Annotated in this window: 21 protein-coding genes; 17 read left to right on the top strand and 4 right to left on the bottom strand. The window is 47.1% G+C overall.

What is annotated here, in order from left to right; translation table 11 throughout:
• Position 1: 1 nt before the first annotated feature.
• Positions 2-1261 carry a phosphoribosylamine--glycine ligase gene (purD, locus tag M3191_RS13015; RefSeq protein WP_251700807.1) on the top strand — a complete coding sequence of 420 codons (1260 nt, stop codon included), beginning with the start codon at positions 2-4 and terminating at the stop codon, positions 1259-1261.
• Positions 1262-1312: 51 nt separating this feature from the next.
• Here purD and M3191_RS13010 read toward each other — a convergent pair whose 3' ends face one another.
• From M3191_RS13010 to M3191_RS13000, 3 genes are read right to left on the bottom strand one after another with little or no spacing between them, the layout of a single operon-like run.
• Positions 1313-2431, bottom strand: a complete 1119-nt coding sequence (locus M3191_RS13010) for a Ger(x)C family spore germination protein (protein ID WP_251700806.1) — start codon at positions 2429-2431, stop codon at positions 1313-1315.
• Entirely contained in the window at positions 2407-3528 is a 1122-nt protein-coding gene (locus M3191_RS13005; protein WP_251700805.1) for a GerAB/ArcD/ProY family transporter, read from the bottom strand. The genes M3191_RS13010 and M3191_RS13005 overlap by 25 nt, the downstream gene beginning before the upstream one ends.
• Positions 3525-4877, bottom strand: a complete 1353-nt coding sequence (locus tag M3191_RS13000; RefSeq protein WP_251700804.1) for a spore germination protein — start codon at positions 4875-4877, stop codon at positions 3525-3527. The genes M3191_RS13005 and M3191_RS13000 overlap by 4 nt, the downstream gene beginning before the upstream one ends.
• Before the next feature lie 200 nt (positions 4878-5077).
• On the opposite strand from M3191_RS13000, the gene M3191_RS12995 reads away from it, so the two are divergent.
• The 12 genes from M3191_RS12995 (at position 5078) to M3191_RS12940 (ending at position 19746) form a co-directional block, all read left to right on the top strand.
• Positions 5078-6796 (top strand): adenine deaminase C-terminal domain-containing protein, encoded by a 1719-nt coding sequence (locus M3191_RS12995; protein ID WP_251700803.1) that lies wholly within the window; start codon positions 5078-5080, stop codon positions 6794-6796.
• A 9-nt stretch (positions 6797-6805) separates the two neighbouring features.
• The gene (locus tag M3191_RS12990) at positions 6806-7885 is read left to right on the top strand and encodes a DUF3048 domain-containing protein (RefSeq protein ID WP_251700802.1); all 1080 of its coding nucleotides are present in this window, start codon (positions 6806-6808) and stop codon (positions 7883-7885) included.
• 24 nt (positions 7886-7909) lie between these two features.
• Positions 7910-8227 (top strand): YerC/YecD family TrpR-related protein, encoded by a 318-nt coding sequence (locus M3191_RS12985; protein WP_251629722.1) that lies wholly within the window; start codon positions 7910-7912, stop codon positions 8225-8227.
• Positions 8228-8339: 112 nt separating this feature from the next.
• Positions 8340-9035, top strand: coding sequence for a heptaprenylglyceryl phosphate synthase (locus M3191_RS12980; RefSeq protein WP_251700801.1), 696 nt, complete (start codon positions 8340-8342; stop codon positions 9033-9035).
• A 51-nt stretch (positions 9036-9086) separates the two neighbouring features.
• On the top strand, positions 9087-11321 hold the full coding sequence (pcrA, locus tag M3191_RS12975) for a DNA helicase PcrA (protein ID WP_251700800.1): 2235 nt from the start codon (positions 9087-9089) through the stop codon (positions 11319-11321).
• Between the two features lie 12 nt (positions 11322-11333).
• A complete protein-coding gene (ligA, locus tag M3191_RS12970; RefSeq protein ID WP_251700799.1) occupies positions 11334-13343 on the top strand; it encodes an NAD-dependent DNA ligase LigA in 2010 nt (669 codons plus the stop codon).
• Between the two features lie 6 nt (positions 13344-13349).
• Positions 13350-14468: a CamS family sex pheromone protein gene (locus M3191_RS12965; protein WP_251700798.1), complete on the top strand. Its 1119-nt coding sequence runs from the start codon at positions 13350-13352 to the stop codon at positions 14466-14468.
• Positions 14469-14579: 111 nt separating this feature from the next.
• Complete coding sequence (gene gatC, locus M3191_RS12960) at positions 14580-14867, top strand: Asp-tRNA(Asn)/Glu-tRNA(Gln) amidotransferase subunit GatC (protein WP_251700797.1); 288 nt, start codon at positions 14580-14582, stop codon at positions 14865-14867.
• Between the two features lie 24 nt (positions 14868-14891).
• A complete protein-coding gene (gene gatA / locus M3191_RS12955; RefSeq protein WP_251700796.1) occupies positions 14892-16358 on the top strand; it encodes an Asp-tRNA(Asn)/Glu-tRNA(Gln) amidotransferase subunit GatA in 1467 nt (488 codons plus the stop codon).
• Positions 16358-17788 (top strand): Asp-tRNA(Asn)/Glu-tRNA(Gln) amidotransferase subunit GatB, encoded by a 1431-nt coding sequence (gene gatB, locus M3191_RS12950; protein WP_251700795.1) that lies wholly within the window; start codon positions 16358-16360, stop codon positions 17786-17788. The genes gatA and gatB overlap by 1 nt, the downstream gene beginning before the upstream one ends.
• A gap of 330 nt (positions 17789-18118) precedes the next feature.
• Positions 18119-18688 (top strand): thioredoxin family protein, encoded by a 570-nt coding sequence (locus M3191_RS12945; RefSeq protein ID WP_251700794.1) that lies wholly within the window; start codon positions 18119-18121, stop codon positions 18686-18688.
• Between the two features lie 110 nt (positions 18689-18798).
• Positions 18799-19746, top strand: coding sequence for a diacylglycerol kinase (locus M3191_RS12940; RefSeq protein WP_251700793.1), 948 nt, complete (start codon positions 18799-18801; stop codon positions 19744-19746).
• 85 nt (positions 19747-19831) lie between these two features.
• Here M3191_RS12940 and M3191_RS12935 read toward each other — a convergent pair whose 3' ends face one another.
• A complete protein-coding gene (locus M3191_RS12935; protein WP_251696594.1) occupies positions 19832-20266 on the bottom strand; it encodes an NUDIX hydrolase in 435 nt (144 codons plus the stop codon).
• Between the two features lie 293 nt (positions 20267-20559).
• On the opposite strand from M3191_RS12935, the gene M3191_RS12930 reads away from it, so the two are divergent.
• The 4 genes from M3191_RS12930 (at position 20560) to rlmD (ending at position 24689) form a co-directional block, all read left to right on the top strand.
• On the top strand, positions 20560-21906 hold the full coding sequence (locus tag M3191_RS12930; RefSeq protein WP_251700792.1) for a cytochrome ubiquinol oxidase subunit I: 1347 nt from the start codon (positions 20560-20562) through the stop codon (positions 21904-21906).
• Positions 21903-22928, top strand: coding sequence for a cytochrome d ubiquinol oxidase subunit II (locus M3191_RS12925; protein ID WP_251700791.1), 1026 nt, complete (start codon positions 21903-21905; stop codon positions 22926-22928). The genes M3191_RS12930 and M3191_RS12925 overlap by 4 nt, the downstream gene beginning before the upstream one ends.
• A 15-nt stretch (positions 22929-22943) precedes the next feature.
• Positions 22944-23054 (top strand): cytochrome bd oxidase small subunit CydS, encoded by a 111-nt coding sequence (gene cydS / locus M3191_RS18785; protein ID WP_410055881.1) that lies wholly within the window; start codon positions 22944-22946, stop codon positions 23052-23054.
• Between the two features lie 273 nt (positions 23055-23327).
• Positions 23328-24689: a 23S rRNA (uracil(1939)-C(5))-methyltransferase RlmD gene (gene rlmD / locus M3191_RS12920; protein WP_251700790.1), complete on the top strand. Its 1362-nt coding sequence runs from the start codon at positions 23328-23330 to the stop codon at positions 24687-24689.
• The last annotated feature ends 69 nt before the right edge of the window (positions 24690-24758 follow it).

Here is a 24758-nt window from a genome sequence, read left to right as displayed (position 1 = left end):
GATGAAAGTACTCGTAATCGGCAGCGGAGGCCGGGAGCATGCGATTGCAAGGCAGTTCAATGAATCGCCATCCGTTTCAAACGTATATGTTGCACCCGGAAACGACGGCATGAGAAACGATGCGGAATGTATCGGAATCGATGCGACTGATTTTGATGCGCTCGCTTCATTCGCAATTGAGCAAGGGATTGACTTGACGTTTGTAGGTCCTGAGCAGCCGTTGGCGGAAGGGATCGTCGATCGATTCATTGAAAAAGGTCTGCGTATTTTCGGACCGACGAAGGCTGCTGCGCAAATCGAGGGCAGCAAGTCTTTCGCAAAGGAATTAATGAGTAAATACGGTATCCCGACGGCAGCATACGGGACGTTCACGGACGCTGAGGAAGCGAAGGCGTTCATCCGTCAGCAAGGTGCCCCGATTGTCGTGAAAGCGGATGGACTGGCAGCTGGAAAAGGTGTCATCGTAGCGATGACTGTCGAAGAGGCGATTTATGCGGTGGATGACATGATCGGCAATCAACGGTTCGGTGAATCCTCTTCCCGCGTCGTCATCGAGGAATTCCTTGACGGGGAAGAGTTCTCGTATATGTCATTCGTCCATGACGGGCAGATCTATCCGATGGTCATCGCCCAAGATCATAAGCGTGCGTATGACGGCGATAGAGGGCCGAACACCGGCGGAATGGGTGCTTATTCACCGGTTCCGCATATTCCGGAGCATGTGATTGAAGAAGCGTATAAGAAAGTCGTTGTTCCGACAGTCCAGGCCATGTTGGATGAAGGGACGCCGTTTACAGGAATCCTCTATGCCGGCCTCATTTTGACGGAAGAAGGACCGAAAGTGATCGAGTTCAATGCACGCTTCGGCGACCCGGAAACACAAGTTGTGCTGCCAAGAATGGCGTCGGACTTCGGGGAATTCATGATGGCGCTTATGAATAAAGAGCCATTTGAATTGGAGTGGCATGACGATGCAATGTTTGGCGTTGTCATCGCGTCCGACCGTTATCCAGGCAACGTTGTGAATGGGGCGCGACTGCCCGATCTTGATGTGTTGAACGGACTAGACGTTTTCCATGCCGGCACGAAAGCCGTTGATGCTCATTTTGTCGGCAATGGCGGAAGAGTTCTGCTCGCTGCGGCAAAAGCGGAAACGTTGGAAGAGGCGAAAACTCTAGTGTACGAAAGATTAAATCAAACCGAATGGAATGGATTTTTCTACCGGATGGACATCGGTTGGCGCGCATTCCAAAGTAAATGAATAAAAGGGGTTGTCCAGAAAAATTTCTGTGACAACCCCTTTTAACTGATTCTATTCAACCGCTCCGGTGCTTTTCAGCTCTATATTCACTTTGACATTAAATTTGATGTCGGGATAAATGCGCTTCCACTCTTCCATGATCCCCTTTTTCGATAATCGTGTGGCCCGATAACGGAGGCCGAAACCGAATGGATTGACATCATTTTCTTGGAGTTTTATCAGCAGGTCGGTAACTGTCTTTCCGATTTCTTTACCAGCTATCTTATTGTATTTCTCTATCTGTTTGCTATTCAAACGCTTGTTGGATTCGCCGACAACACCGACCTTCGTAATTTTCATATCAATTCGCGGATCGCCATCATTGAGTAGGATTTTATAACTCATCCTGATTTCGTCAAAGTTCAATACCATGATCAGACCATCTTCTTTGATTTTGTAACTGAAGCCGTAAGCTTTATTCATAAGGGAATTAAAATACTTTGTTTCCTCTGGTGTCAATTCCACTGGTGGTGCTCCCCGTTTAAGAACAATCGACTTGTCAATAACGAAATCATGATTTTCTTCATCTGTCCCAATGATTGGCATGATTGTATCATGACCTTCCCCTAAAACCTCCCGTCTGAACTCAAAAAGAAATGTTGTCACGACGAATGGGCTTTCCGTTCCGGTATTATCGAAATAATTATAAAGAGCAATCGATGCAGGAGCTTCAGTTGTCGGTTCAAAGGAAATGATCTCTTCAGCCGTTTTATCAGCTACAGCGACGTAAGAAATCATCTGGATATCCCCGCGCCTCGTGAAAAAGTCCATGAAAGTATCTAAATCCTTAGTTAGTAATTCCTTGTGCATAACGATGATTTTGCTATGTCCGAAATCCAAAACTTTATCGACACGGGTTTCCATCTCATGGATGGCTTCTGCAACTGATTCGGCATCATGGGAAATATAGAGATAAGGCGGGGATGTTGATTGTTTTATATCACCGACTTGCTTGGCCAACTTCAAAGTGACCCTGAAGCCGTTTCTCACTTGTTCCGAGGGGTCAATGCCGAATCCTAGGACAAACACCCTCTTATCGATATCCTTGAATGCACATCCCGCTTGAATGAGCAAGGAGAGCAAAAGGATAAAGACAATGGAACCTTTCAATATTTTTTGTTTTCCCGCCATTTGGAAGAAGCCCCTTTCTTCGCTAAAAGTAAAGAACCCACTAGCAAGATCAGCATGGCCGGTAAAACAAAGTCGTCATACATTTCGATTGTTCTATAAAGTCCTTCCACTGTCATCCGTTTCGTCAGAGTCATTGCAACAATCCAGAAAAAGACGATGAATAAAGGAAGGGTCAAATTATATGACTTCCATTTTAAACGCTTAAATTGAAAGACGCTCGAAAATAAGTGGATGGAAACATGCCAATGTATGATCATACTGACTACACCAAGAGCTAAAAAGGAGCCGATGAATATAAAGACGATCCTTTCAACGATCCCGAATTTCATACGGATGGAATCACTTGTCATGATCCACGGATACAAGGCATTCTCAAGGGAATCGAACCCCCCGAAGCCGATTGGAAGCAGATAAGTCGTTGCGAGGATATACATAAAAGCAACCGTAAGAATAGCCATTCCTTTAAGAGTCGGTTTTTTCAAAGTTGTGAAAGCCCGATTGAAGATGACTAGGTTTGCAGTTCCAATGACGATGAAAAGTGAAGACGTAAAAGCCCCATAATCCGGCAACTGATTAACTTGCATGAGAGCGATCCGGATATAATCCCAATTTAGAGAAGGGTCTAGATAGCCCTTCATTTGAACGAATACGATAAAAGGGACAACTAGAATAAAGATGACTTCACTCATATATAAGATATTTCTAGTTGCCATTAACACTCCATACGTGACAACGAGGGCGAACGTCAACACAATCGTGTAAATTGACATTTCGGGTGTCAAGAAACGGAGGATGATGAATGTATAAATCATAAGTGTAAAGAGACCTGCGACATACCAGGCTGCAGCCATAAATAGGAGAACGGGAAATGCGAACCATTTAGGCGTGTATGCCTTCAAAATCTCCGGCAGACCTTGACCGGGAAAACGGCTGAACAGGATTACTAGGAAATAGGTCAATACAATTCCAGTAGTAATCGCAAGAGCCATCCCGAGGATCGTACCCGTGTCGCCCCCGGCAATTAGAATTCTCGGCGTAATAGAAACCATGTTCGTCAGGGTATTAATTAGAATCAAATAAATTAAAAAGCGGTTCATTTATTGTCCATCCCCAATTCAGCATTCTTGCCTTTCCATGGAATCCGTAAATACGGTTCGCCTAAACTATCCTTGTTCGCTAAAAACATAATGAATCCCATGAAGCCGAGCAATAGTCCGACCAACCCGAAAAGTGACGTGTAAATAATCAAAAGGAACCGTACAACACGAACTGCAAAGCTCATTTCATTAATCGGTATGACGAATGTCGAGATTGCGACAGCTGAAATAATAATGACCATAATGGTTGACGTGAGTGCGGCTTCCGTTGCTGCCGTCCCTAATATGAGCCCGCCGACAGTCGTAGCGGTGCCACTGACCGCTTTCGGCAGCCGCATGCTCGCCTCTGTCAATAATTCCATGAAAAAAAGCATAAAAATAACTTCGATAAACGAAGGATATGGCACGCCGATCCTGCTGCCTGCAACGGTAAGGGCGAGTTCAATCCTAAGTATTTCGGGGTTATAAGATGTCATCGCTATATATAAACTAGGAAGCAGAATACATGTGAATAAACCCAAATATCTTAATAAAATTGTGAATCCCGTTATGACAGAGACGTGATAATTGTCTTCCATCGATGACATGAAATCGAAAAAAATGATAGGGGCAACGATGACATTCGGGCTTCCATCAATAGCGATGATCACCTTCCCAGCGACCAAATTGTAGACGATGCGATCGGGACGTTCCGTTACCATTGTAGTTGGGAAAAGGGTCAACTTGCTCCTGTTCAGGAAGTGTTGAAGGTCCTCCGCAGATTCGAATAAAGCGTTGGTGATCCCTTCCAGCTCCGCTTTGATTTTCTTTAATATTCTCGGATCGATTCGGTCATTGTCGTAAAGCAATACGATTGCACGGTTGGATATATCATTCTTCGGTATTTCTTCGACTTTTAAAGAAGAATTATGGTAACGTTGCCTGATTAAATTGATTGTCGTTTCAATGTCCTCACTTAAACCTTTCTGTGGCCCATGTATCGTCGGTTCCATTACAGTTTCTTGGATCTCATTATTTTTAACGATGCGGACATCCAATAAAAATGTACTATCCCCAATCGCAATCAGGACGAGCCCTGAACTAAGCTTAATAAGTAGTTTATCTTTATCCGGGATATCCGTTCGGTTCGGCAAAGATTGAATATATGATGCAAAGTCTTCTTCCGATCCCATTTCAAAAAAAGGCCTGATGACCGTTTGCTGGAGCTTATCGCCGTCAACGACCGATTTTACATAGAACAGGAAGGCTCTATGATCTTTTAATTGAAGAGGCGTTTGAACGATATCGCTCGAAGGCTTGAATATAGTTGCTAGTTCATCGAATAATGGAGGAGCCTGTTTTTCAGTCATATGACAACACTCCCTTCATAAAAAAGCATGGAAAAAAAGTTTGTCTTTAGCTTTCCCGCAATGACATAAACGATACATAGATGATCAATTCATTCGAAGGCGACTGAAATTTCATGCAAATGATGTAAAACATCTATATTTCAAATGGATGCTATGCTAGGATAAAATATATAGAATTCTCTTAAAAGGGGTTTATCGATATGTGGGACCAACATGAAATACAACGGCAACTCGGGGTAATCAACGGGAAAGTTGCCCCGGACCTCATTATTCAAAATGCGACGTATTTACATTCCATTTTCAAGAAATGGGTGACGGGCAATATTTGGATTAAAGGAGATCGGATCGTCTATGCAGGCGGCAGAATGCCAGCCATGACAGAAGGCTCGGAAATCGTCGATGCAACCGGCAAAAGAATCGTTCCCGGCTATATCGAGCCGCATGTCCATCCGTTTCAGCTGTACAATCCCGAAACATTCGCCGACTATGCTGGCAGGCTTGGAACGACGACGTTCTTATCGGACAACCTGACGTTCTTCTTGCTGCTCGGAAATGAAAGAGCGTTCAAATTGATTGACCAATTGAATGAACTGCCGTTTTCATTTTATTGGTGGGCACGGTTTGATTCCCAAACAGTTTTGCAACATGAAACGGATGTGTTCAACCAGCAGGCAATCGCTGAATGGCTGGAGCGGGACGATGTTCTCATGGGTGGGGAGCTGACGGGTTGGCCGCGCCTCATGAACGGCGATCCGGATATGACGGCGTCTGTCATTGCAGCTAAACATGCGGGGAAAAAGATTGAAGGCCACTTCCCGGGGGCTTCCGAGCGGACTCTTGCGAGGATGAAACTACTCGGAACTGACGGCGATCATGAAGCAATGACGACCGAGGAAGTGGAAGCACGCCTATTGCAAGGGTATGCAGTGACGTTGCGCCATTCATCGATCCGTCCGGATTTGCCGGATTTATTGAAAGGCGTACTCGACAAGGAGTTGGACGTCTTCGACCATCTCATGATGACGACGGACGGCTCAACGCCTTCCTTCCATATCGATGGGGTCATGGACAAATGCATCCAAGTCGCACTCGATGCAGGGGTGAAGCCGGTTGACGCGTATTTGATGGCGTCGTATAATGTTGCCCGCTACTACGGCATAGATGATAAGCATGGCATCATCGCGACAGGAAGATATGCAACGCTCAATTTCCTGGAGGATGAAACGAACCCGGTACCGACGGACGTCCTGTCAAAAGGTAAATGGCTGAAACGCGAAAACGCGCCGACTGCTCCGTTCAAGGAAGTCGATTGGTCGCTCGTCCCGTCATTCGAACTGGATTTCGATTTGGATGAAAAGGATTTTGACTTCAATGGAACAGTCGGTATTAAAATGTTGAATGACGTCATTACAAAGCAATATGAAGTGACACTTGACCTATCAGCGGACAAACTTTCCAATGAGCACGATGAAAGTTTCCTCATGCTCATTGATCGAAACGGAAAGTGGCGGGTGAATACGGTCATCAAAGGCTTCGCGGATCACGTGCAGGGCTTTGCATCCTCCTATTCCAATACGGGCGACATTATCCTCATCGGGAAGGACAAACAGGCAATGCTGCTTGCTTTCAATGAAATGAAACGGATGAAGGGCGGCATGGTTCTCGTTGAGGACGGTGATATTGCTGCGTCAATTCCGCTGCCGATCGGCGGGGGGCTATCAGCGGAGCATATGGATGTTTTAATTGATCGGGAGATTACAATGAAAAAGGCGTTATCAGAGCGGGGGTACAAACATGGCGATGCCATCTACACGTTCCTGTTCCTCCAGTCGACACACTTGCCATATGTACGGGCGACACAAATAGGGCTTTATGAAGTTATGAAAAATGAAGTAATCATTCCGGCGACGGGAAGATAGGAGGAACGGATGAAAGGGAAAAAGAGAGGGTGGCTGCTAGGACTAGCCATCATGTTGCTGTTGCTGTCAGCGTGTTCAAAAAAAGAGAAAGCCGGCGCGGAAGAGATTATACCGGAGCCGGAAGAGATGGAAGAAGTCGAAATTGAAGAGCCGATGGAAGAGCCTGAGGAAGAAGGTACTCTCCGTTATCAGGCGCCATTTACCGGCGTGTTGACCGAAGAGGAGAACTGGACGAGACCAGTGCTAGCAACGATCAACAATCATCCGCATGCAAGGCCTCAATCGGGGGTAAGCCAGGCGGATATCATTTATGAATTCATGGCGGAAGGGAATGTCACGAGATTTTTAGCTTTGTTCCAAAGCGAGTTGCCGGAAACGGTCGGCCCGATCCGAAGTGCACGTGATTATTTCATTCATCTATCAAAAGGGATGGATGCATTTTACGTAGCGCACGGCTATAGCCCCGATGCGCAGAAGCTGTTGGCGAACAGATATGTCGATAATGTGAATGGCATGCAATATGACGGGACTTTATTCAAACGATCGAATGACCGTAAAGCTCCCCATAATTCGTATATAACCGGCGAAAACATAATGGCTGCGATGGAGAAGGTCGGTGCATCCGACGAAATCGCGAAGGTTCCTCCATTTGCTTTCCACGAATCGATTGAGGATGCTAAAATAGGGGATAGCGCATCGATGATCGTCGTCCGCTTCAGCTCCAGTCAGGATTTCATCAACACGTTCTCCTACGATCCGGAGACGGAAACATACAATCGGATGGTGAATGGAATCCTCACGATGGATAAAGGGAACGGAGAACAAGTCGGCCTGTCGAACATCATCGTCATGGAAGCGGACCATCGTACGATCGACAATGTCGGAAGACAATCTGTCGATATTGAAAGCGGAGGCAAGGCAATGCTGTTCCAAGCGGGCTCCGTGAAAGAGCTGGAATGGAAAAACGTTGATGGATTCCTCGTCCCGGTGGAAAATGGTGTTCCGGCAAAATTAGTTCCCGGCAAGACGTGGATTCATATCATCCCAACATATTCCGGAATTGCAAAGTCTGTAACATTTACGCCTTAAATCTTGAAAGAAAGAGGGGGAAACATGCAAATCGATAAAATCCGAAGTGAACAAACGGATCAGCTGTTCAAAGCGATATTGGAATTGAAGGATCTGGAAGAATGCTATATGTTTTTTGACGACCTTGCAACGATGAGCGAACTGCAATCGTTGGCACAGCGTTTGGAAGTTGCGCATGCATTGCGACAGAAAAAGACGTATGACCGGATTCAAAATGAAACCGGTGCGAGCACTGCGACAATCTCAAGGGTGAGACGATGCGTAGATTACGGATCTGGCGGCTATAACACCGTGCTTGACCGCCTCTATCCTGAGCTTGCGGACAATAATGATAAGAAGTGATCGGGCGGAGAAACTATCCGTCCGGTTTTTTTGGTATACTGGGGAATAGCAGACGCGCAAGGTTAACTAGAGCGCATCCAAAAAGCAATTGAAGAAGTAGGTGGAAGCTAGAATGGACTATATGAATTGGCGCCACGCCTTTAAAGTGGATCCCGCAAAACAATTGGCGGATAAAGAGCTCGAACAGCTGGCTGAATCCGGAACGGACGGCATCATCATCGGAGGAACGGATGGCGTGACACTCGAGAATGTCCTTGACCTGCTGGCGCGCATCCGAAGATTTTCCGTGCCGGTGGCGCTTGAGGTGTCGACTGTCGAATCGGTGTCGATGGGATTCGATTACTATTTCATCCCGACGGTCCTGAATTCGACCGATACGAAATGGGTAAACGGCATTCATCATGCGGCTTTGAAGGAATACGGTCATATGATGGATTGGGATGAAGTCATCGCGGAAGGCTACGTAATCGTCAACACAGATTGCAAAGCGGCTCGTCTCACCGGTGTAAAGGAAGCTCCCGATGAAGAGGATGTCATCGCCTATGCGCGAATGGCGGAGCACCTGTTCAAGCTGCCCGTATTTTATTTGGAATATAGCGGAACGCTTGGCGATCCTGCTATCGTCAAAGCGGCGGCGCGTGCCCTTGAGCAGACGAAGTTATTTTACGGCGGCGGAATTCGGAATGCGGCAGACGCAAAAATGATGGCGGAGCTTGCAGATACGGTCATTGTGGGCAATATCATCTATGAAGATCTGAAGGCTGCCCTTTCGACAGTCGAAGCAGTGAAATCGGTATCCAATAGATAAGTTTTAAGATATAATAAAGAACAAATGTTCTTTTGAAAGGCGGTATGATGTATGAAGGAAATCGCGCAAAATCTGCTTGCAGGCATGAACCCTGAACAAGCCCGCGCAGTGAAAAAGACGGAAGGGCCGCTGCTGATCATGGCAGGCGCAGGATCCGGGAAGACTCGGGTGCTGACCCACCGGATCGCTTACTTGATTGTTGAAAAAGGGGTGTATCCTTCCAATGTATTGGCAATCACGTTTACGAACAAGGCAGCCCGTGAAATGCGCGAACGGATCAACGGCCTGCTTGGACCCGGGTCTGGTGAGCGGATGTGGGTCTCGACTTTCCACTCGATGTGCGTCCGCATTTTACGGAGGGACATCGACCGGATCGGAATTTCGAAAAGCTTCACGATCCTCGATTCATCCGACCAATTGACGGCCGTTAAAAATGTGCTGAAAGATCGCAATATCGATCCGAAGCAATACGATCCGCGTGCAATGCTCGGAGCAATCAGCTCGGCGAAAAACGAATGCATCGATGCGGAAATGTATAAAGGGCAAATCAACCCGCACAATCCTTACGAAAAGACGATTGCAGATATCTACGAAGGCTATACGAAAAAACTGCGACAAAACCAATCGCTTGATTTTGACGACCTCATCATGATGACTCTCAAATTATTCGAACGCGTCCCTGAAGTCCTCGAATTTTATCAAAATAAATTCCAATACATCCACGTAGATGAATATCAAGATACGAACAATGCGCAATACAGGCTTGTCAACATGCTAGCCGCGAAATTCCGGAACCTGTGCGTCGTAGGTGACTCCGACCAATCGATCTACAGATGGCGAGGCGCTGACATCGGCAATATCCTTTCGTTCGAAAAGGATTATAATGATGCAACCGTCATTTTACTCGAGCAGAATTACCGTTCGACGAAAACGATTTTGCAGGCGGCTAACGACGTCATCCAGAACAACCGCAGCCGCTACGACAAGAAGCTGCGGACGGAAAATGCAGAGGGTGATTCCATCACGATCTATAAGGCCTCCGATGAAAAGGACGAATCCCAGTTCATCGTCCAGCAGATCATCGAGCTGAAAGAACGAGAAAACCTGAAGCTGGATCAATTCGCAATCCTTTACCGGACGAATGCCCAATCCCGTGTCATTGAGGAATACCTGGTGAAATCGAATCTCGATTATACAATTGTTGGCGGCACGAAGTTCTATGACAGAAAAGAGATCAAAGACTTGCTCGCTTATTTGCGATTGATTGCAAATAACGACGACGACTTGGCGCTCGCGCGGATCATAAACGAACCGAAGCGAAGCATCGGGGCGACTTCTTTCGAACGGATGGCATCATTCGCTATCGAGAACGACCGATCTGTATTCGATGCGTTGCAGGAAGTCCATTTCATGGGGCTGACGGCAAGGGCTGCAAACGAAGCCTCTAAATTCAGGGATATGATCAGCGGGTTTACACAAATGCAGGAATACTTGTCCGTGACGGAACTTGTTGAACAGGTGCTTGAAAAGACGGGCTATCGTGAAATGCTCCTCCGCGAGAAAACGATTGAATCGGAAAGCCGATTGGAAAATATCGAGGAATTCCTTTCCGTCACGGAAGCTTTCGAAAAGAGGGCCGAAGAAGAGGAAGGCGACCGTTCGCTCGTCGCATTCCTGACAGACCTTGCGTTAATTGCCGATATCGATTCGTTGGATAAAGAAGAGAACCAATCGACGGAAAAAATCGTCCTAATGACAATGCACGCGGCGAAAGGGCTTGAATTCCCGGTCGTCTTCGTCATCGGCATGGAAGAGAACATCTTCCCGCATGTCAGGTCAATCGGCGACGATGAAGAAATGGAAGAGGAGCGCCGGCTTGCCTATGTGGCGATCACCCGTGCGGAACGGCGGCTCTTTTTGACTTGCGCTTCCTACCGGACATTGTTCGGCCGCTCAAGTATTAATAATCCTTCCCGTTTTTTAAACGAGATTTCAGATGATATTATCGAAGTGACATCCAATAACAATCAAGGCTTTTCATATGGCGGGTTTTCGCGTGGGGAAGCACCCGTGCGTCCAGCTGTCAAAAGGCCGGTCTATAAAACAAGCGGCGGAGAGAAGATGGGCTGGAAAGCGGGCGACAAAGCGATCCATAAAGCATGGGGGACGGGCATGGTCGTCAGCGTCAAAGGGAATCATGATGATCTGGAACTCGATATCGCGTTCCCGGAACCGGTAGGCATCAAACGGCTTCTTGCCAAATTTGCACCGATAGAAAAAGCGTAGGGAGAGGACAGAATGGATCGCAATGCAGTTGAAAGACGTGTACAGGAGCTCAATGATCTGCTGAAGGAGTACGGGCATGCCTATTATGTGCTGGACAAGCCGGCCGTGCCTGATTCCGTCTATGACAGCCTCATGCAGGAATTGCTTTCCATTGAGGCAGAAAATCCCGATCTGATCTTTCCCGATTCGCCATCGCAGCGGGTTGGCGGGGAAGTCCTTGAAGGTTTCAGCAAAGTCGTCCATGAATACCCGATGCTAAGCTTATCAAATGTGTTTAATGAAGAGGACATACGCGACTTCGACAGACGAGTGCAAGCGGAGGCGGGGAATGCCACGTATATTTGTGAATTGAAGATTGACGGACTTGCTGTTTCATTAAAATATGAAAACGGGACGTTCGTCCAAGGTTCTACGCGCGGGGACGGAACGGTCGGAGAGGAAATCACCGCAAATTTAAAGACGATCCGGACCGTTCCGCTGAAGCTATCTGAACCGGTGACAATTGAAGTCCGCGGGGAAGCATATATGCCGAAGAAATCATTCATGAGATTGAATGAAGCACGGGATGAAAACGGTGAAGAGCCATTCGCAAATCCTCGGAATGCAGCTGCGGGATCACTTCGGCAGCTCGATCCAAAAATAGCCGCCAGCCGTAACCTTGCGGTGTTCATCTATGGAGTCGGTGGAGATGGCACTGCCTACGGGCAGGACAGCCATTCCGATTCGCTCGAATATCTCGCGTCGATCGGCTTCGAAACGAATAACAAAAGCAAACGGTGCAAGACGATCGAGGAAGTGCTTGAATATATAGACTCCTGGCAGGATCGCAGGCAGGACCTTGATTATGAAATCGACGGAATCGTCATTAAAGTGGACAGCTATGAAGATCAGGAGCAGCTTGGCTTCACAGCAAAAAGTCCGCGTTGGGCGACCGCTTACAAATTCCCGGCGGAAGAAGTCCATACGAAGCTTCTCGATATCGAGTTGAGCGTCGGCAGGACAGGGGTCGTCACCCCGACCGCGATTTTGGAACCGGTCCAAGTTGCGGGAACGACAGTGGCAAGGGCTTCCCTCCATAACGAGGACCTCATCCGCGAAAAGGATATCCGTATCGGTGACGCAGTCGTCATCCGGAAAGCGGGTGATATCATTCCCGAAGTCGTCACTGTATTGATCGATCAGCGAAAAGGGAATGAAGAACCGTATCATATGCCTGAAAATTGTCCAGTCTGTGATTCCGAACTTGTCAGGATTGAAGGCGAGGTGGCGCTCCGTTGCGTCAATCCGCAATGTCCTGCACAGATGAAGGAAGCGCTCATCCACTTCGTTTCCCGTAATGCGATGAATATTGAAGGGATCGGCGAGCGGGTCGTCGATCAATTGTATACGTCAGGTCTCGTCCACGATGTTTCGGACCTTTACGGTTTGACGAAAGAGCAGCTATTGTCACTCGAGCGTATGGGAGAGAAGTCCGCGACGAATTTATTGAATGCAATCGAAGCATCTAAAACGAATTCCTTGGAGAAGCTGCTGTTCGGCCTTGGCATACGGCATGTCGGGGTAAGAGCGGCACATATTTTGTCGGAGGAATTCGGAACAATGGACGAAATCGCTAAAGCGGATGCAGATAGGCTTACATCGATTCATGAAATCGGCGATAAAGTAGCAGACGCAGTCATCACGTTCTTCACTAATGAAGATGTGTTGGAAGTGATCGGCAAGCTGGAGACATACGGCGTCAATATGGACTACAAAGGAAGAACGCGCCAAGAGCTTCCGATTGAAGGCCCATTTGCCGGAAAAACAGTAGTATTGACGGGCAAGCTTTCGATATTGACGCGCAATGAAGCAAAAGAGCGGATTGAAGCGCTTGGCGGTAAAGTGAGCGGGAGCGTCAGCAAAAAGACGGATCTTGTCATAGCCGGGGAAGAGGCCGGATCGAAGCTCGTGAAGGCAGAGGAACTCGGTATTACAGTATGGAACGAAACAGAGTTGGTCGACGCGCTCGGCGAAAAGGAGTAATTTTCAATGAAAAGGCTATTTGCACTAACCGGCATGGCAGTTGTCCTTACGTTAGGCGGCTGTATGCCGTCAATCGGACCCGACAAAGAGGAAGTCATCCAGGAAAATGATGAGGAACAGGTAGAAGAAACCGTCATGATTCCAGATGTACAGGTGAATGACACCTATTACAAGACAGTCACCCCGTTCAAGAAAAGCGCTAGCCGCGGCCTTGTCGTGAGCAATATCTATACGAAATATGATATCGGGGAAGCGGAAGAAGGGCTATTGCGTTTATCCGCCCAGCATTTCGACACGAAAAACTATTTCTTCCAAGAAGGGCAGTATATTGATGGAAAAACTGCACGCGCATGGCTTGCCAGAAGTTCAACCAATGAACAAGGCTTGAATCCCCCTGAAGCGGAAGGGGAAGATGCGGAAGAGAAGCCGATCTATTTGGCGCATATTATCGAGCAAAACTACCTGACGTTGACGGACGAAAAGAAAGTACGTCTGTCCGGTGTTTCGATTGGACTTGCGTTGAATTCCGTCTATTATTCCAAAGACGGGAAAGAGATTGAAATAACGGATTCGGTACTCGAAAAGCAAGGCATCGCCATGGCGGACAAAATCGTCAGCAGGATGCGTGCAAAAGAAGGTTTCCAGGATATTCCGATCGTCATCGGTCTGTTCAAACAGGAGAAAAGAAATGCAATCGTACCTGGCACGTATTTCGCAACCGCTTTTGCTGATAAAGGAAAATCATCAGCATCCGGATGGAAAGAAGTGAATGAACGGTACGTGTTGCTTCCCGCTCCCGCTGACATTGACAATTACCGAGATATCAATACGAAATTCAGCAATTTCAAACAGGATATCGATAACTATTTTCCGAGCTTCGTCAATGTGATCGGAAAAGGCTTTTTCAAAGACAAAAGGATGCAATCGATTTCCATCGACATTCCAATCCAGTTTTTCGGGAAAGGTGAAGTTATCGGATTCACACAGTTTTTGGCTTCGCATATCATCAAGTACTTTCCCAACATCGATGTCGAAGTGAGTGTCACCTCGGTGAACGGCCCCGAGGCGCTCATTGTTAAGGAAGCCGGTAGTGATGAACCGTTCGTCCATATTTATGGCTATTAGAATATCAGTTTACATGCGCGTCCATGCTGTTAACCATGGGCGCAGTTGCTTTTCAACATACCGGTTAGGTGGTATGATAAGTCGTACAATTGCAATTGGGGAGGAAATCAAATGACGAAATTTACGACAGAAGACGTACATTACTTCGCGAACTTTGCGAAAATCGCCTTTTCGGATCAAGAAGCGGAAGTGTTTTCTGAAATCATTTCCGAACTTGTAGAATTTGGAGATGCGTTGAAAGAAGTGGATACAGATAACATAGAGCCGATGACTCATCCGTTGCAGATGTTCAATGTGCTTCGGGAAGACGTCCCGCAAGATGTACTTGATCGCGACGAAATGTTGGCTAGCGTAAAAGAGCATGAAGACGGAATGATCAAAGTTCCGAATATCCTGTGATAACGGTTTTTAGGAGGAAGTAACATGACGTTAATGAAAAAGACGGCAGCAGAACTTCAAGCACTTTTACATAACCGGGAAGTCTCTGTCAAAGAAGTTACCGAAGATTCATTCAAGCAGATTGCAAAACTGGATGGACAAGTGAAAGCATTCCTGGCGTTGACGGAAGAAGAAGCGCTAGCGAAAGCGGAAGCCTTGGACAACTCATCGCAAGATAGCCGCGGTCCGCTATTCGGATTGCCGATCGGCATAAAAGACAATATTGTTACAAAAGGAACAGCTACAACTTGTGCAAGCAAGATGCTGGAGAATTTCGTACCTGTCTATGACGCTACAGCCGTGGAAAAAGTGAACGAAGCGGGCATGGTCAGTGTCGGTAAATTGAATATGGACGAGTTTGCCATGGGTTCTACAACTGAACGTTCAGCATTCCAGACAACGCATAATCCATGGAATTTGGACTGCGTGCCTGGCGGTTCTTCAGGCGGTTCTGCAGCTGCTGTTGCAGCGGGCGAAGTGCCATTTTCACTCGGTACGGATACTGGTGGATCTGTTCGCCAGCCAGCTGCGTTCTGTGGAGTCGTCGGAATGAAGCCGACATACGGCAGAGTATCCCGGAGCGGTCTCGTCGCGTTTGCATCTTCATTGGATCAAATCGGACCGATCACTCGGACAGTCGAGGACAATGCACTATTGTTGAATGCGATTTCAGGAATCGATCATAGAGATTCCTCATCTTCACCACAGCAAGTGCCTGATTTCAAATCCGCATTGACTGGAGATATTAAGGGCTTGCGCATCGCTGTTCCAAAGGAATATTTAGGTGAAGGCATCACAGAAGATGTAAAAGATAAGGTCCGTGCATCGTTGAAAGTGCTTGAATCGCTTGGCGCATCTATCGAAGAAGTGACGCTTCCGCATTCCAAATATGCATCGCCAACTTACTACGCGATTGCAACGGCAGAAGCTTCTTCCAACCTCGCGAGATTCGACGGAATTCGTTATGGATACCGCTCAGAGAATGCTGGAAATCTGGAAGAGGTCTATACACGCTCACGTGCAGAAGGGTTCGGAACAGAAGTGAAAAAACGAATCCTCTACGGCACATATGCACTAAGTGCAGATCATCATGAAGAGTTGTACGTTAAAGCGATGAAAGTCCGTACGCTGATCGCTCAAGACTTTGCATCCGTATTTGAAAATCACGATGTCATCGTCGGACCAACAAGTGCAACAACTGCATACGAAATCGGCGGCGTCGCGCAAAACCAATTGACATTGTACGCGAACGACATTTTGACAGTGTCTGTTAACTTGGCTGGTATTCCGGCCATTTCAATTCCGTGCGGCTTTTCGAATGGATTGCCAGTCGGTCTCCAAATCATCGGGAAACATTTCGATGAGGCGCTCATTTATAGAGTGGCGCACGCATTCGAACAAGCGACCGATTTCCATAAAAGCACTCCATCTTTAGGGGAGGGTACTAACTAATGAACTTTGAAACGATTGTTGGACTTGAAGTCCACGTTGAATTAAAAACCGATACGAAAATCTTTTCACCGGCACCATCCCATTACGGTGCAGAGCCGAATATGAACATCCATGTGTACGACTTGGCATACCCGGGAACATTGCCTACGTTGAACAAACGTGCGGTGGACTTCGGAATGAAAGCTTCACTCGCATTGAACTGTGAAGTGGCAAAGGTCATGAACTTCGACCGTAAGCACTATTTCTATCCGGATAACCCGAGCGCCTATCAAACTTCGCAGGACAAGCGTCCAGTTGGCCAAAACGGATGGATCGAAATCGAAGTCGAAGGCAAAAAGAAGAAAATCCGCATCGAACGCGTCCATCTTGAAGAGGATGCAGGAAAATTGACACACTCCGACAACGGCTATTCACTCGTCGACTTGAATAGACAAGGCACACCGTTGATTGAAATCGTAACGGAAGCTGATATCCGTTCTCCGGAAGAGGCATATGCATTCCTTGAGAAGCTGAAAGCAATCATCCAATATACAGGCGTTTCGGACGTCCGCATGGAGGAAGGCTCCTTGCGCTGCGACGCCAATATTTCACTTCGCCCGTTCGGACAAGAGGAATTCGGAACGAAAACCGAATTGAAAAACTTGAACTCATTCAACTTCGTCCGCAGAGGAATTGCAAATGAAGTCGAGCGCCAGGAAAAGATTCTTCTTTCCGGCGGGGAAATCCAGCAAGAAACACGCCGTTACGACGAAGCAACGGGTCAAACCGTGCTTATGCGTATTAAAGGCAGCGCGAACGATTACCGTTTCATCAACGACCCGGACTTGCCTGAAATCCACATCGATAAAGAGTGGGTCGATCGGGTACGTGCCGAGATTCCGGAGTTGCCGGATGCTCGTAAAGCAAGGTATGTCAATGAGCTCGACCTGCCGGAATATGACGCGCATGTGTTGACATTGACGAAAGAGATGTCCGATTTCTTTGATGCAACTGTTGAAGCGGGAGCTGAGGCGAAACTTGCTTCCAACTGGCTGATGGGTGAAGTGTCTGCATATTTGAATGCTGAACAAAAAGAGCTTCATGACACAGCGCTCACGCCGGAAGGCCTATCCAGCATGATTAAGTTGATCGAAGATGGCACCATTTCATCCAAAATCGCTAAGAAAGTGTTCAAAGAATTGATCGAAAACGGCGGAAATGCCGCTGACATCGTCAAAGAGAAAGGCCTCGTCCAAATTTCCGACGAAGGCACACTCCGCACAATCGTGACGGAAATTCTCGATGCGAATGAACAATCGATCGAAGACTTCAAAAACGGCAAGGACCGCGCAGTCGGCTTCCTCGTCGGACAAGTCATGAAAGCAACAAAGGGACAAGCTAACCCGCCATTGGTGAATAAAATCCTTCTTGAGGAAATCAACAAGCGATAAGTCCGAAATTGAATCGTCCTATACGGGTCTTGCGATAGTCTCCGTATAGGGCGTTTTTTTATTGTATAAATGAAAAGTTGCACCGGCATCCTATTTGATTCACACAACAAATAGCCTTACACTAAAGAAAAGGATTCTATTTTATTTCAGGGTTGCAGGATTGAAGCGAAAGACGGCGACTCCTGTGGGAAAGCGAGACAGATGAGACCCCGGAGGGAGCGTAGCGACTGAGGAGGCTCATCGCTCGCCCACGGAAAGCGTCCGTCTGTAGCGTAAATCCGGGTTCGTTATATTTCACAGAATTTAATAAAGAAAAAGGAAGGTGTCGGAATGAAAACTGAAAAGCAATACTTCGAAGAAGCGATTTCACTTGCAGATTACATGGATCGCATGGACAAACATAAAGAAAACAGCTTCGGTATTTATGAAAAATTCGATGTTCCTCAAGACGATGCATTTATTGAAATAGCAAAAACGGAAAAGCCCAATATACTAGTCATAACGGAAGATTGGTGCGGGGATGCAATGATGAACAATCCGATCCTGCGCCGTATTGCAGAAGCTGCTGACCTGGATGTACGGGTGGTCTATCGGGATGAAGACACAGATTTGATTGACAGGCATCTGACAAATGGCGGCCGCTCAATTCCTATCTATTTGCTGCTTGATAAAGAAGGAGAAGTACTGGCGAAGTGGGGACCACGTGCAACGTCCATCCAGGAAGATGTAATGGAGCGCCGCAAACAGCTACCGGCAAAAGACGCGCCGGACTTTGATGAAAAGCAGCGGGAATTCATTTCTGAATTGATGAAGCAATATACGACCCAGCCAGAATTATGGCTTACCGTTTACGAAGATATCCGCAAAACGTTCATGCCCGCATTACAGCAGACGAAATAATACTGCCGTGGGAACTTTTTGGCAGGACCGATAGTCCAAGTAAGCGATTGATTACTGGATTATTGACGACTGCAAGCGTTGCATTTTGTATGAATTGAGAGGGAACATGTATGAAGCGTGCTAGAATCATTTATAACCCGACAGCTGGACGTGAAATATTCCGGAGGCACCTGGCCGAAGTATTGGAAAAGCTAGAAGTGGCCGGCTATGAAACATCCGTACATGCGACTACGGCGGAAGGAGACGCAACCATTGCTGCAAAAAATGCCGTGGAGAGGGGCTTTGACGTCATTATCGCATCAGGTGGAGATGGTACGTTGAACGAAGTCGTCGCCGGAGTCTCCCCATTTGAAAAACGGCCGACGATCGGGCTTATTCCAACCGGTACGACGAACGACTTTGCGAGGGCCATTCGAATCCCGAGGGATATTGACGAAGCCATCGACATCATCGTCCGCGGAGAGACGATTCCGGTGGACGTCGGCCTCATGAACGATCGTCATTTCATCAACATCGCAGGCGGCGGGCGTATGACGGAGCTGACATATGAAGTACCAAGCAAGCTCAAGACTGTACTCGGCCAGCTTGCCTATTATTTAAAAGGGATTGAAATGCTCCCATCCATCCATTCGAGTAATGTGAAAATCGAGTATGATGATGAAGTGTTTGAAGGGGAAGTGATGCTCTTCCTCGTCGGTTTGACCAACTCTGTCGGTGGACTGGAGAAATTGGCGCCGAATTCAAGCATCAATGACGGTAAATTTACGTTATTAGTATTGAAAAAATGTAATATGGCCGAATTCATCAGGATTGTCACACTAGCATTGCGCGGTGAGCATTTGGATGATCCGCTCGTCATATCCGCAAAGCCTTCGAAAGTGACAATCACGTCGTCCGAAGAAGTGTTGCTCAACTTGGATGGGGAATACGGCGGAACCCTTCCTGCCACTTTTGAAAACCGATATCGCCATATTGAAATGTTCGCACCGCTCGACCAATTGCGTGAGCAGGATCGAATTGATAATGAACTTGAAGATGAAGAAGCTGCATTGGATTGAACATCCATGCAGCTTTTATTTTTTGCGGAAATACCAAGGACTCAATTAAACTCAATTCCTTGCACAAGGACGCTAGTAATTCTCCTCAAATGATAAACTCGAGCGCTTTATCCTGACTTGCAGCTAACTCGGGCAACTCATTCACCGGAATCCAGCGGCAATGGAAAATCATGCCGTTGTCTTTACCGGTACTGTTGACGCAAGTGTCCCATTCCGATTCTTCCTCGCCGATATAGGTGAGATGAAAGATATTCCGCTCATGTATGACATTCGGACGGTTTTCAGGAAAATAATTCTCCTTATTCACTTTGCCATTCAACTGCAACTGCTCCCGGCGAATGCCGGTTTCTTCCTCGATCTCGCGGTAGAGCGCATCTAAGAGCAATTCATCCTCTTCAATCGTTCCGCCCGGCACTTGCCAACCTGCTTCCGGATTATCCTTATGCTCGAACACAAGGAGCTTCCGTTCTGCATTGTCATCCTTCGTAATGTAAGCCAGCACTTTTCTTTTAATTTCCATTGTGTCCACCTCTCTTTAATCTCTCTATTATACACAAGATTCCAAATACTCTCAAGAGCAATACGTTAGTCGAAAACATTTCACAATTCATATGACAATCCTGTTATTTCAATCGTAAATAGGGAAAAGTAAGGAACAGTTATCTTATGATACTAAAAAGGCATTCAACGGACGGAGGGATCCCGTGTATAAGAAACAAGAGAAGTGGCTCATGTGGCTTGTCTTTGCAGTGGCGGGAATCATGTTGCTATCAATTGTCGGTAGAATTTTCGGAAGTTGAAGGAGGGAAATAAATGGGGAATGAAGAAGCCGTTTTTTATTCGCGTGTGCTAACAGAACTTACATTATCATTCCATATTATTTACGCGACAATCGGCGTCGGTGTCCCGCTCATGATTATGATTGCGCAGTGGGTGGGCATTAAGAAAAACGATGAACATTATATATTGCTTGCCAGACGGTGGGCGCGAGGTTTTATCATTACTGTGGCTGTCGGGGTTGTTACAGGAACCGCCATTGGTCTGCAATTATCGTTGCTTTGGCCGAATTTCATGGAGTTCGCGGGAAATGTCATAGCACTTCCGTTATTCATGGAAACGTTCGCTTTCTTTTTTGAAGCCATCTTCCTCGGGATTTATCTATACACATGGGATCGATTCGAGAATCAGAAAAAGCATTTGCTTTTATTAGTGCCGGTTGCAATCGGCGCTTCGTTTTCTGCCGTTTTTATCACAATGGTGAATGCATTCATGAATGCACCTCGAGGATTTGACATCGTGGACGGGGAAATCGTCAATATCAATCCGATCATTGCGATGTTCAACCCGGCAATGCCGACGAAAGTGGCGCATGTCGTCATCACGGCATATATGACTGCGGCATTTGTGTTGGCAGCGATTGCGGCATTCCGTTTATTGAGAGGCTCCGACCATGTTTATCATAAGAAAGCCCTGTATTTAACAATGAAACTAGGGTTTGTATTTTCAATCGCAACTGCATTGATCGGGGATTTCTCCGGTAAGTATTTAGCCGAGTACCAACCCGAAAAACTTGCTGCAGCAGAGTGGCATTTTGAAACGCAGGAAAATGCACCTCTCATCTTATTTGGTGTGTTGAAAGATGGGGAAGTGAAGTATGCCATTAATATTCCGTTCGGGCTTTCCATGCTCGCATTTAATAATCCTAACGCGGAAGTAATCGGTCTGGATCAATTTCCGGAGGATGAAATTCCACCGCTTTATATCCATTATTTATTTAACATCATGGTATTCATCGGCATGTGGATGACAATCCTATCTGCATTGTATTGGATCGGTATCAACCGAGGCTGGAAACGCGTTTCGACAAAATGGTTCCGCTGGCTCATTGTCCTCGGAGCACCGCTTACAATGATCGCCATCGAATCTGGTTGGTGGCTTGCGGAAGTCGGACGGCAGCCGTGGATCCTTCGGAAGATTATGCGCGTCGAGGATGCCGCAACGACAAGCGGGCAAGTCGACTTGATGCTCATGCTGTTCGCAGGGTTGTACATCGTCCTTGGCATCGGAAGCGTCGTCGTCCTGCGGCGGATGTTCAACAAAAACCCAGTCGAACGGGAATTGGAAGATCGTCATAAGGAACAAGGCGGTGATGTACAATGAACTTGGAGATTTTAGGGATTTCAGTTCTTTGGACATTCCTCTTCGGTTATATTCTCGTAGGCGCCATTGATTTCGGAGCTGGCTTTTTCAATGCATACAGCTTGCTGACCGGTAAACAGCGTATTTTGACGAAAGTCATCCAGCGGTATTTATCTCCTGTATGGGAAGTGACGAACGTTTTTCTCGTCTTCTTCTTCGTAGGGATCATCGGGTTCTTCCCGAAAACAGCCTTCTATTACGGAACTACGCTTTTGGTGCCTGTCAGCTTTGGCATCATCCTGCTAGCGATCCGTGGTTCGTATTATGCTTTCGAGACATATGGCGCAAGAGGCCATAAAGGCTATTCATTCATGTATGGTCTGGCGGGTATATTGATTCCCGCGTCGCTGTCAATCGTCCTGACCATATCAGAAGGCGGCTTCATCGAAATTGTCGATGGGAATCCGGTGCTCGATTACTGGGTGTTATTCACAAGCCCATTGACTTGGTCGATTGTCGTCTTGAGCATTGCGGCAACGCTATATATTTCGGCAGTGTTCCTGACATGGTATGCGCATAAAGCCGGCGACGTGGAAGCGACCAATTTGCTGCGGAAATATGCGCTCATCTGGTCATTGCCGACAATTATTACGGCAGGCGGCATCATTTTTGAACTTCGGAGACATAATTTCGAGCATTACAACAATATCCAAACGTTTTGGCCAATGTTCCTCATTTCATTCCTGTTGTTTGCAGGAACGGTTTGGCTGCTTTGGAAGCGTCATAATTACGGGTGGGCATTCATTTTGCTCATGGGCCAATTCATTTTTGCGTTTTTCGGTTACGGTGCATCGCATTATCCGTACTTGCTGTACCCGTATTTGACGATTTACGACAGTTTTACGAACCCAGCAATGGCAATCTCGCTCATTGTCGCGTTCATTCTCGGACTGGGGCTCTTGATCCCGTCGCTTGTGCTGCTCATGCGACTGTTCCTGTTTAATAAAGGATACGTCCGTGGGAAGAAGGATTTCCATGTGTAAAGGGGGCTTATGGGCATGACTGATTTCATTATTTTCTATGCACCTTTCATCATCTTGATTGCAGCCATCGTCGTCGCTTTTCTCATCGCGCCGCTAGATGGTTCGGTAACGGATAAAGAGGAGTAACGTAGAAAACAGACGTCTTGACGGCGTCTGTTTTTTACTTCCTGAAAACTTATCGATCATTTCCGGGAGGTTATCGATCATTTTCACAAGTTTATCGATCATTCCCAGTTTCTTATCGGTCAACTTCACAATTTTATCGGTCACTTCCCAAGAGTTATCGTCATTTCAGGACATTTGACTCACCTGTAGTTAGTGAATACCTGCCGCTTTGCATGCCTGCCGACTCCCGCTTTTGTGATAAACTAGGTACATACGAAATTTGGAGGAAATATCATGTCTTTTATTGTGAATCAAAATGATCGTCTCACTGTCCATGTGGAGGATTTGACGCATGACGGATCGGGCGTTGCAAAAGTGGAAGGCTACCCGCTTTTCATACCTGGTGCGCTGCCAGGAGAGGAAGTCGAGGTCAAAGTCGGGAAGACGTTGAAGAATTATGGATTCGCGCGGCTATTGAACGTAACAAAGCCTTCACCGGATCGCATTGAACCGCCATGCCATGTGTTCTGGGAATGCGGCGGCTGCCAGCTGCAGCATTTATCATATGAAGGTCAGCTCATCCAAAAGCAAAAACAGGTCCGCGACGTCATCGACCGCATCGCGAAGTTGCCGCACGTGCCTGTCCACCCAGTCAAAGGGATGGAAGACCCTTGGCGCTATCGCAATAAATCCCAGATTCCCTTCAGCGAACGGGACGGAAAAGTTGTATCCGGATTTTACCGGTCGCGCTCCCATCATATCGTCGACACGGACGTCTGTATCATCCAAAGCGAAGAGGCAGATGAACTGATGTCCACGCTGAAGCACGAAATGCATGCACTTGGACTTGAAGCGTACAACGAAAAGACCCATCGCGGCATGCTTCGGCATCTGATCGTCCGGAAAGGGAAGGCGACAGGCGAGATCATGGTTGTCCTCGTAACGTTGAAGAAAAAATTCCCGCAGAAAGACGCCGTTGTCGAACTCATTAAACGAGTTGTACCGGAAGTGACATCGATCATGCAAAACGTCAATGGAGAGAAGACGAACGTCATCTTCGGAAATGAAACGCTCCCTCTCTACGGCAAGTCGTTCATCATCGACAAGATTGGCGACATTGAGTTTGAAATATCGGCGCGCTCCTTCTATCAAGTGAACCCCGCGCAAACCGAAGTGCTCTATAAGCAAGCACTCGACTATGCGCAGCTGACAGGCGACGAAATGGTCATCGACGCATACTGCGGAATCGGCACCATTTCACTGTTCCTCGCCCAAAAAGCGAAGGAAGTATACGGAGTGGAGATCGTCCCGCAAGCGATCGAAGACGCCAAACGCAACGCGGAACTAAACGGAATGACGAACGCCCATTTCGAAGCGGGCGCAGCGGAAAACGTCATCCCAAGATGGTACGCAGAAGGCAAACACTTCGATGTCCTAGTCGTCGACCCGCCGCGCAAAGGATGCGACGAGAAACTCTTACAGACAATCTTGGAATACAAACCAAAGCGTGTCGTCTACGTATCATGCAACCCAGGCACACTTGCACGCGACTTGAGAATCTTAGAAGACGGCGGCTACAAGACAAAAGAAGTCCAGCCCGTCGACATGTTCCCGCAAAGCAGCCATGTCGAATCAGTCGCTTGGTTGGAGATTTAATACTATTCCCAGTTTACAGGTGAAATCCTTTCATACCCGAAGGATTTCACCTCTTTTTTTGCTAATTAT

It is taken from the genome of Sporosarcina luteola, from assembly GCF_023715535.1.
GTDB classification, from domain to species: Bacteria; Bacillota; Bacilli; order Bacillales_A; family Planococcaceae; genus Sporosarcina; species Sporosarcina luteola_B.
The sequence above is the reverse complement of the archived record's forward strand: the minus strand, read 5'-3'. Positions and strand labels throughout refer to the sequence as shown.

Excerpts from the sequence above, each read along its gene's own strand:
- M3191_RS12990 (WP_251700802.1), top strand. The coding sequence starts at position 6,806 with ATGAAAGGGAAAAAGAGAGGGTGGCTGCTAGGACTAGCCATCATGTTG.
- pcrA (WP_251700800.1), top strand. The coding sequence starts at position 9,087 with ATGAAGGAAATCGCGCAAAATCTGCTTGCAGGCATGAACCCTGAACAA.
- M3191_RS12980 (WP_251700801.1), top strand. The coding sequence starts at position 8,340 with ATGGACTATATGAATTGGCGCCACGCCTTTAAAGTGGATCCCGCAAAA.
- gatC (WP_251700797.1), top strand. The coding sequence starts at position 14,580 with ATGACGAAATTTACGACAGAAGACGTACATTACTTCGCGAACTTTGCG.
- M3191_RS12925 (WP_251700791.1), top strand. The coding sequence starts at position 21,903 with ATGAACTTGGAGATTTTAGGGATTTCAGTTCTTTGGACATTCCTCTTC.
- M3191_RS12930 (WP_251700792.1), top strand. The coding sequence starts at position 20,560 with ATGGGGAATGAAGAAGCCGTTTTTTATTCGCGTGTGCTAACAGAACTT.
- M3191_RS12995 (WP_251700803.1), top strand. The coding sequence starts at position 5,078 with ATGTGGGACCAACATGAAATACAACGGCAACTCGGGGTAATCAACGGG.
- M3191_RS12935 (WP_251696594.1), bottom strand. The coding sequence starts at position 20,266 with ATGGAAATTAAAAGAAAAGTGCTGGCTTACATTACGAAGGATGACAAT.
- gatA (WP_251700796.1), top strand. The coding sequence starts at position 14,892 with ATGACGTTAATGAAAAAGACGGCAGCAGAACTTCAAGCACTTTTACAT.
- M3191_RS12985 (WP_251629722.1), top strand. The coding sequence starts at position 7,910 with ATGCAAATCGATAAAATCCGAAGTGAACAAACGGATCAGCTGTTCAAA.
- cydS (WP_410055881.1), top strand. The coding sequence starts at position 22,944 with ATGACTGATTTCATTATTTTCTATGCACCTTTCATCATCTTGATTGCA.
- M3191_RS12940 (WP_251700793.1), top strand. The coding sequence starts at position 18,799 with ATGAAGCGTGCTAGAATCATTTATAACCCGACAGCTGGACGTGAAATA.
- rlmD (WP_251700790.1), top strand. The coding sequence starts at position 23,328 with ATGTCTTTTATTGTGAATCAAAATGATCGTCTCACTGTCCATGTGGAG.
- M3191_RS12965 (WP_251700798.1), top strand. The coding sequence starts at position 13,350 with ATGAAAAGGCTATTTGCACTAACCGGCATGGCAGTTGTCCTTACGTTA.
- M3191_RS12945 (WP_251700794.1), top strand. The coding sequence starts at position 18,119 with ATGAAAACTGAAAAGCAATACTTCGAAGAAGCGATTTCACTTGCAGAT.
- M3191_RS13010 (WP_251700806.1), bottom strand. The coding sequence starts at position 2,431 with ATGGCGGGAAAACAAAAAATATTGAAAGGTTCCATTGTCTTTATCCTT.
- gatB (WP_251700795.1), top strand. The coding sequence starts at position 16,358 with ATGAACTTTGAAACGATTGTTGGACTTGAAGTCCACGTTGAATTAAAA.
- ligA (WP_251700799.1), top strand. The coding sequence starts at position 11,334 with ATGGATCGCAATGCAGTTGAAAGACGTGTACAGGAGCTCAATGATCTG.
- M3191_RS13005 (WP_251700805.1), bottom strand. The coding sequence starts at position 3,528 with ATGAACCGCTTTTTAATTTATTTGATTCTAATTAATACCCTGACGAAC.
- purD (WP_251700807.1), top strand. The coding sequence starts at position 2 with ATGAAAGTACTCGTAATCGGCAGCGGAGGCCGGGAGCATGCGATTGCA.
- M3191_RS13000 (WP_251700804.1), bottom strand. The coding sequence starts at position 4,877 with ATGACTGAAAAACAGGCTCCTCCATTATTCGATGAACTAGCAACTATA.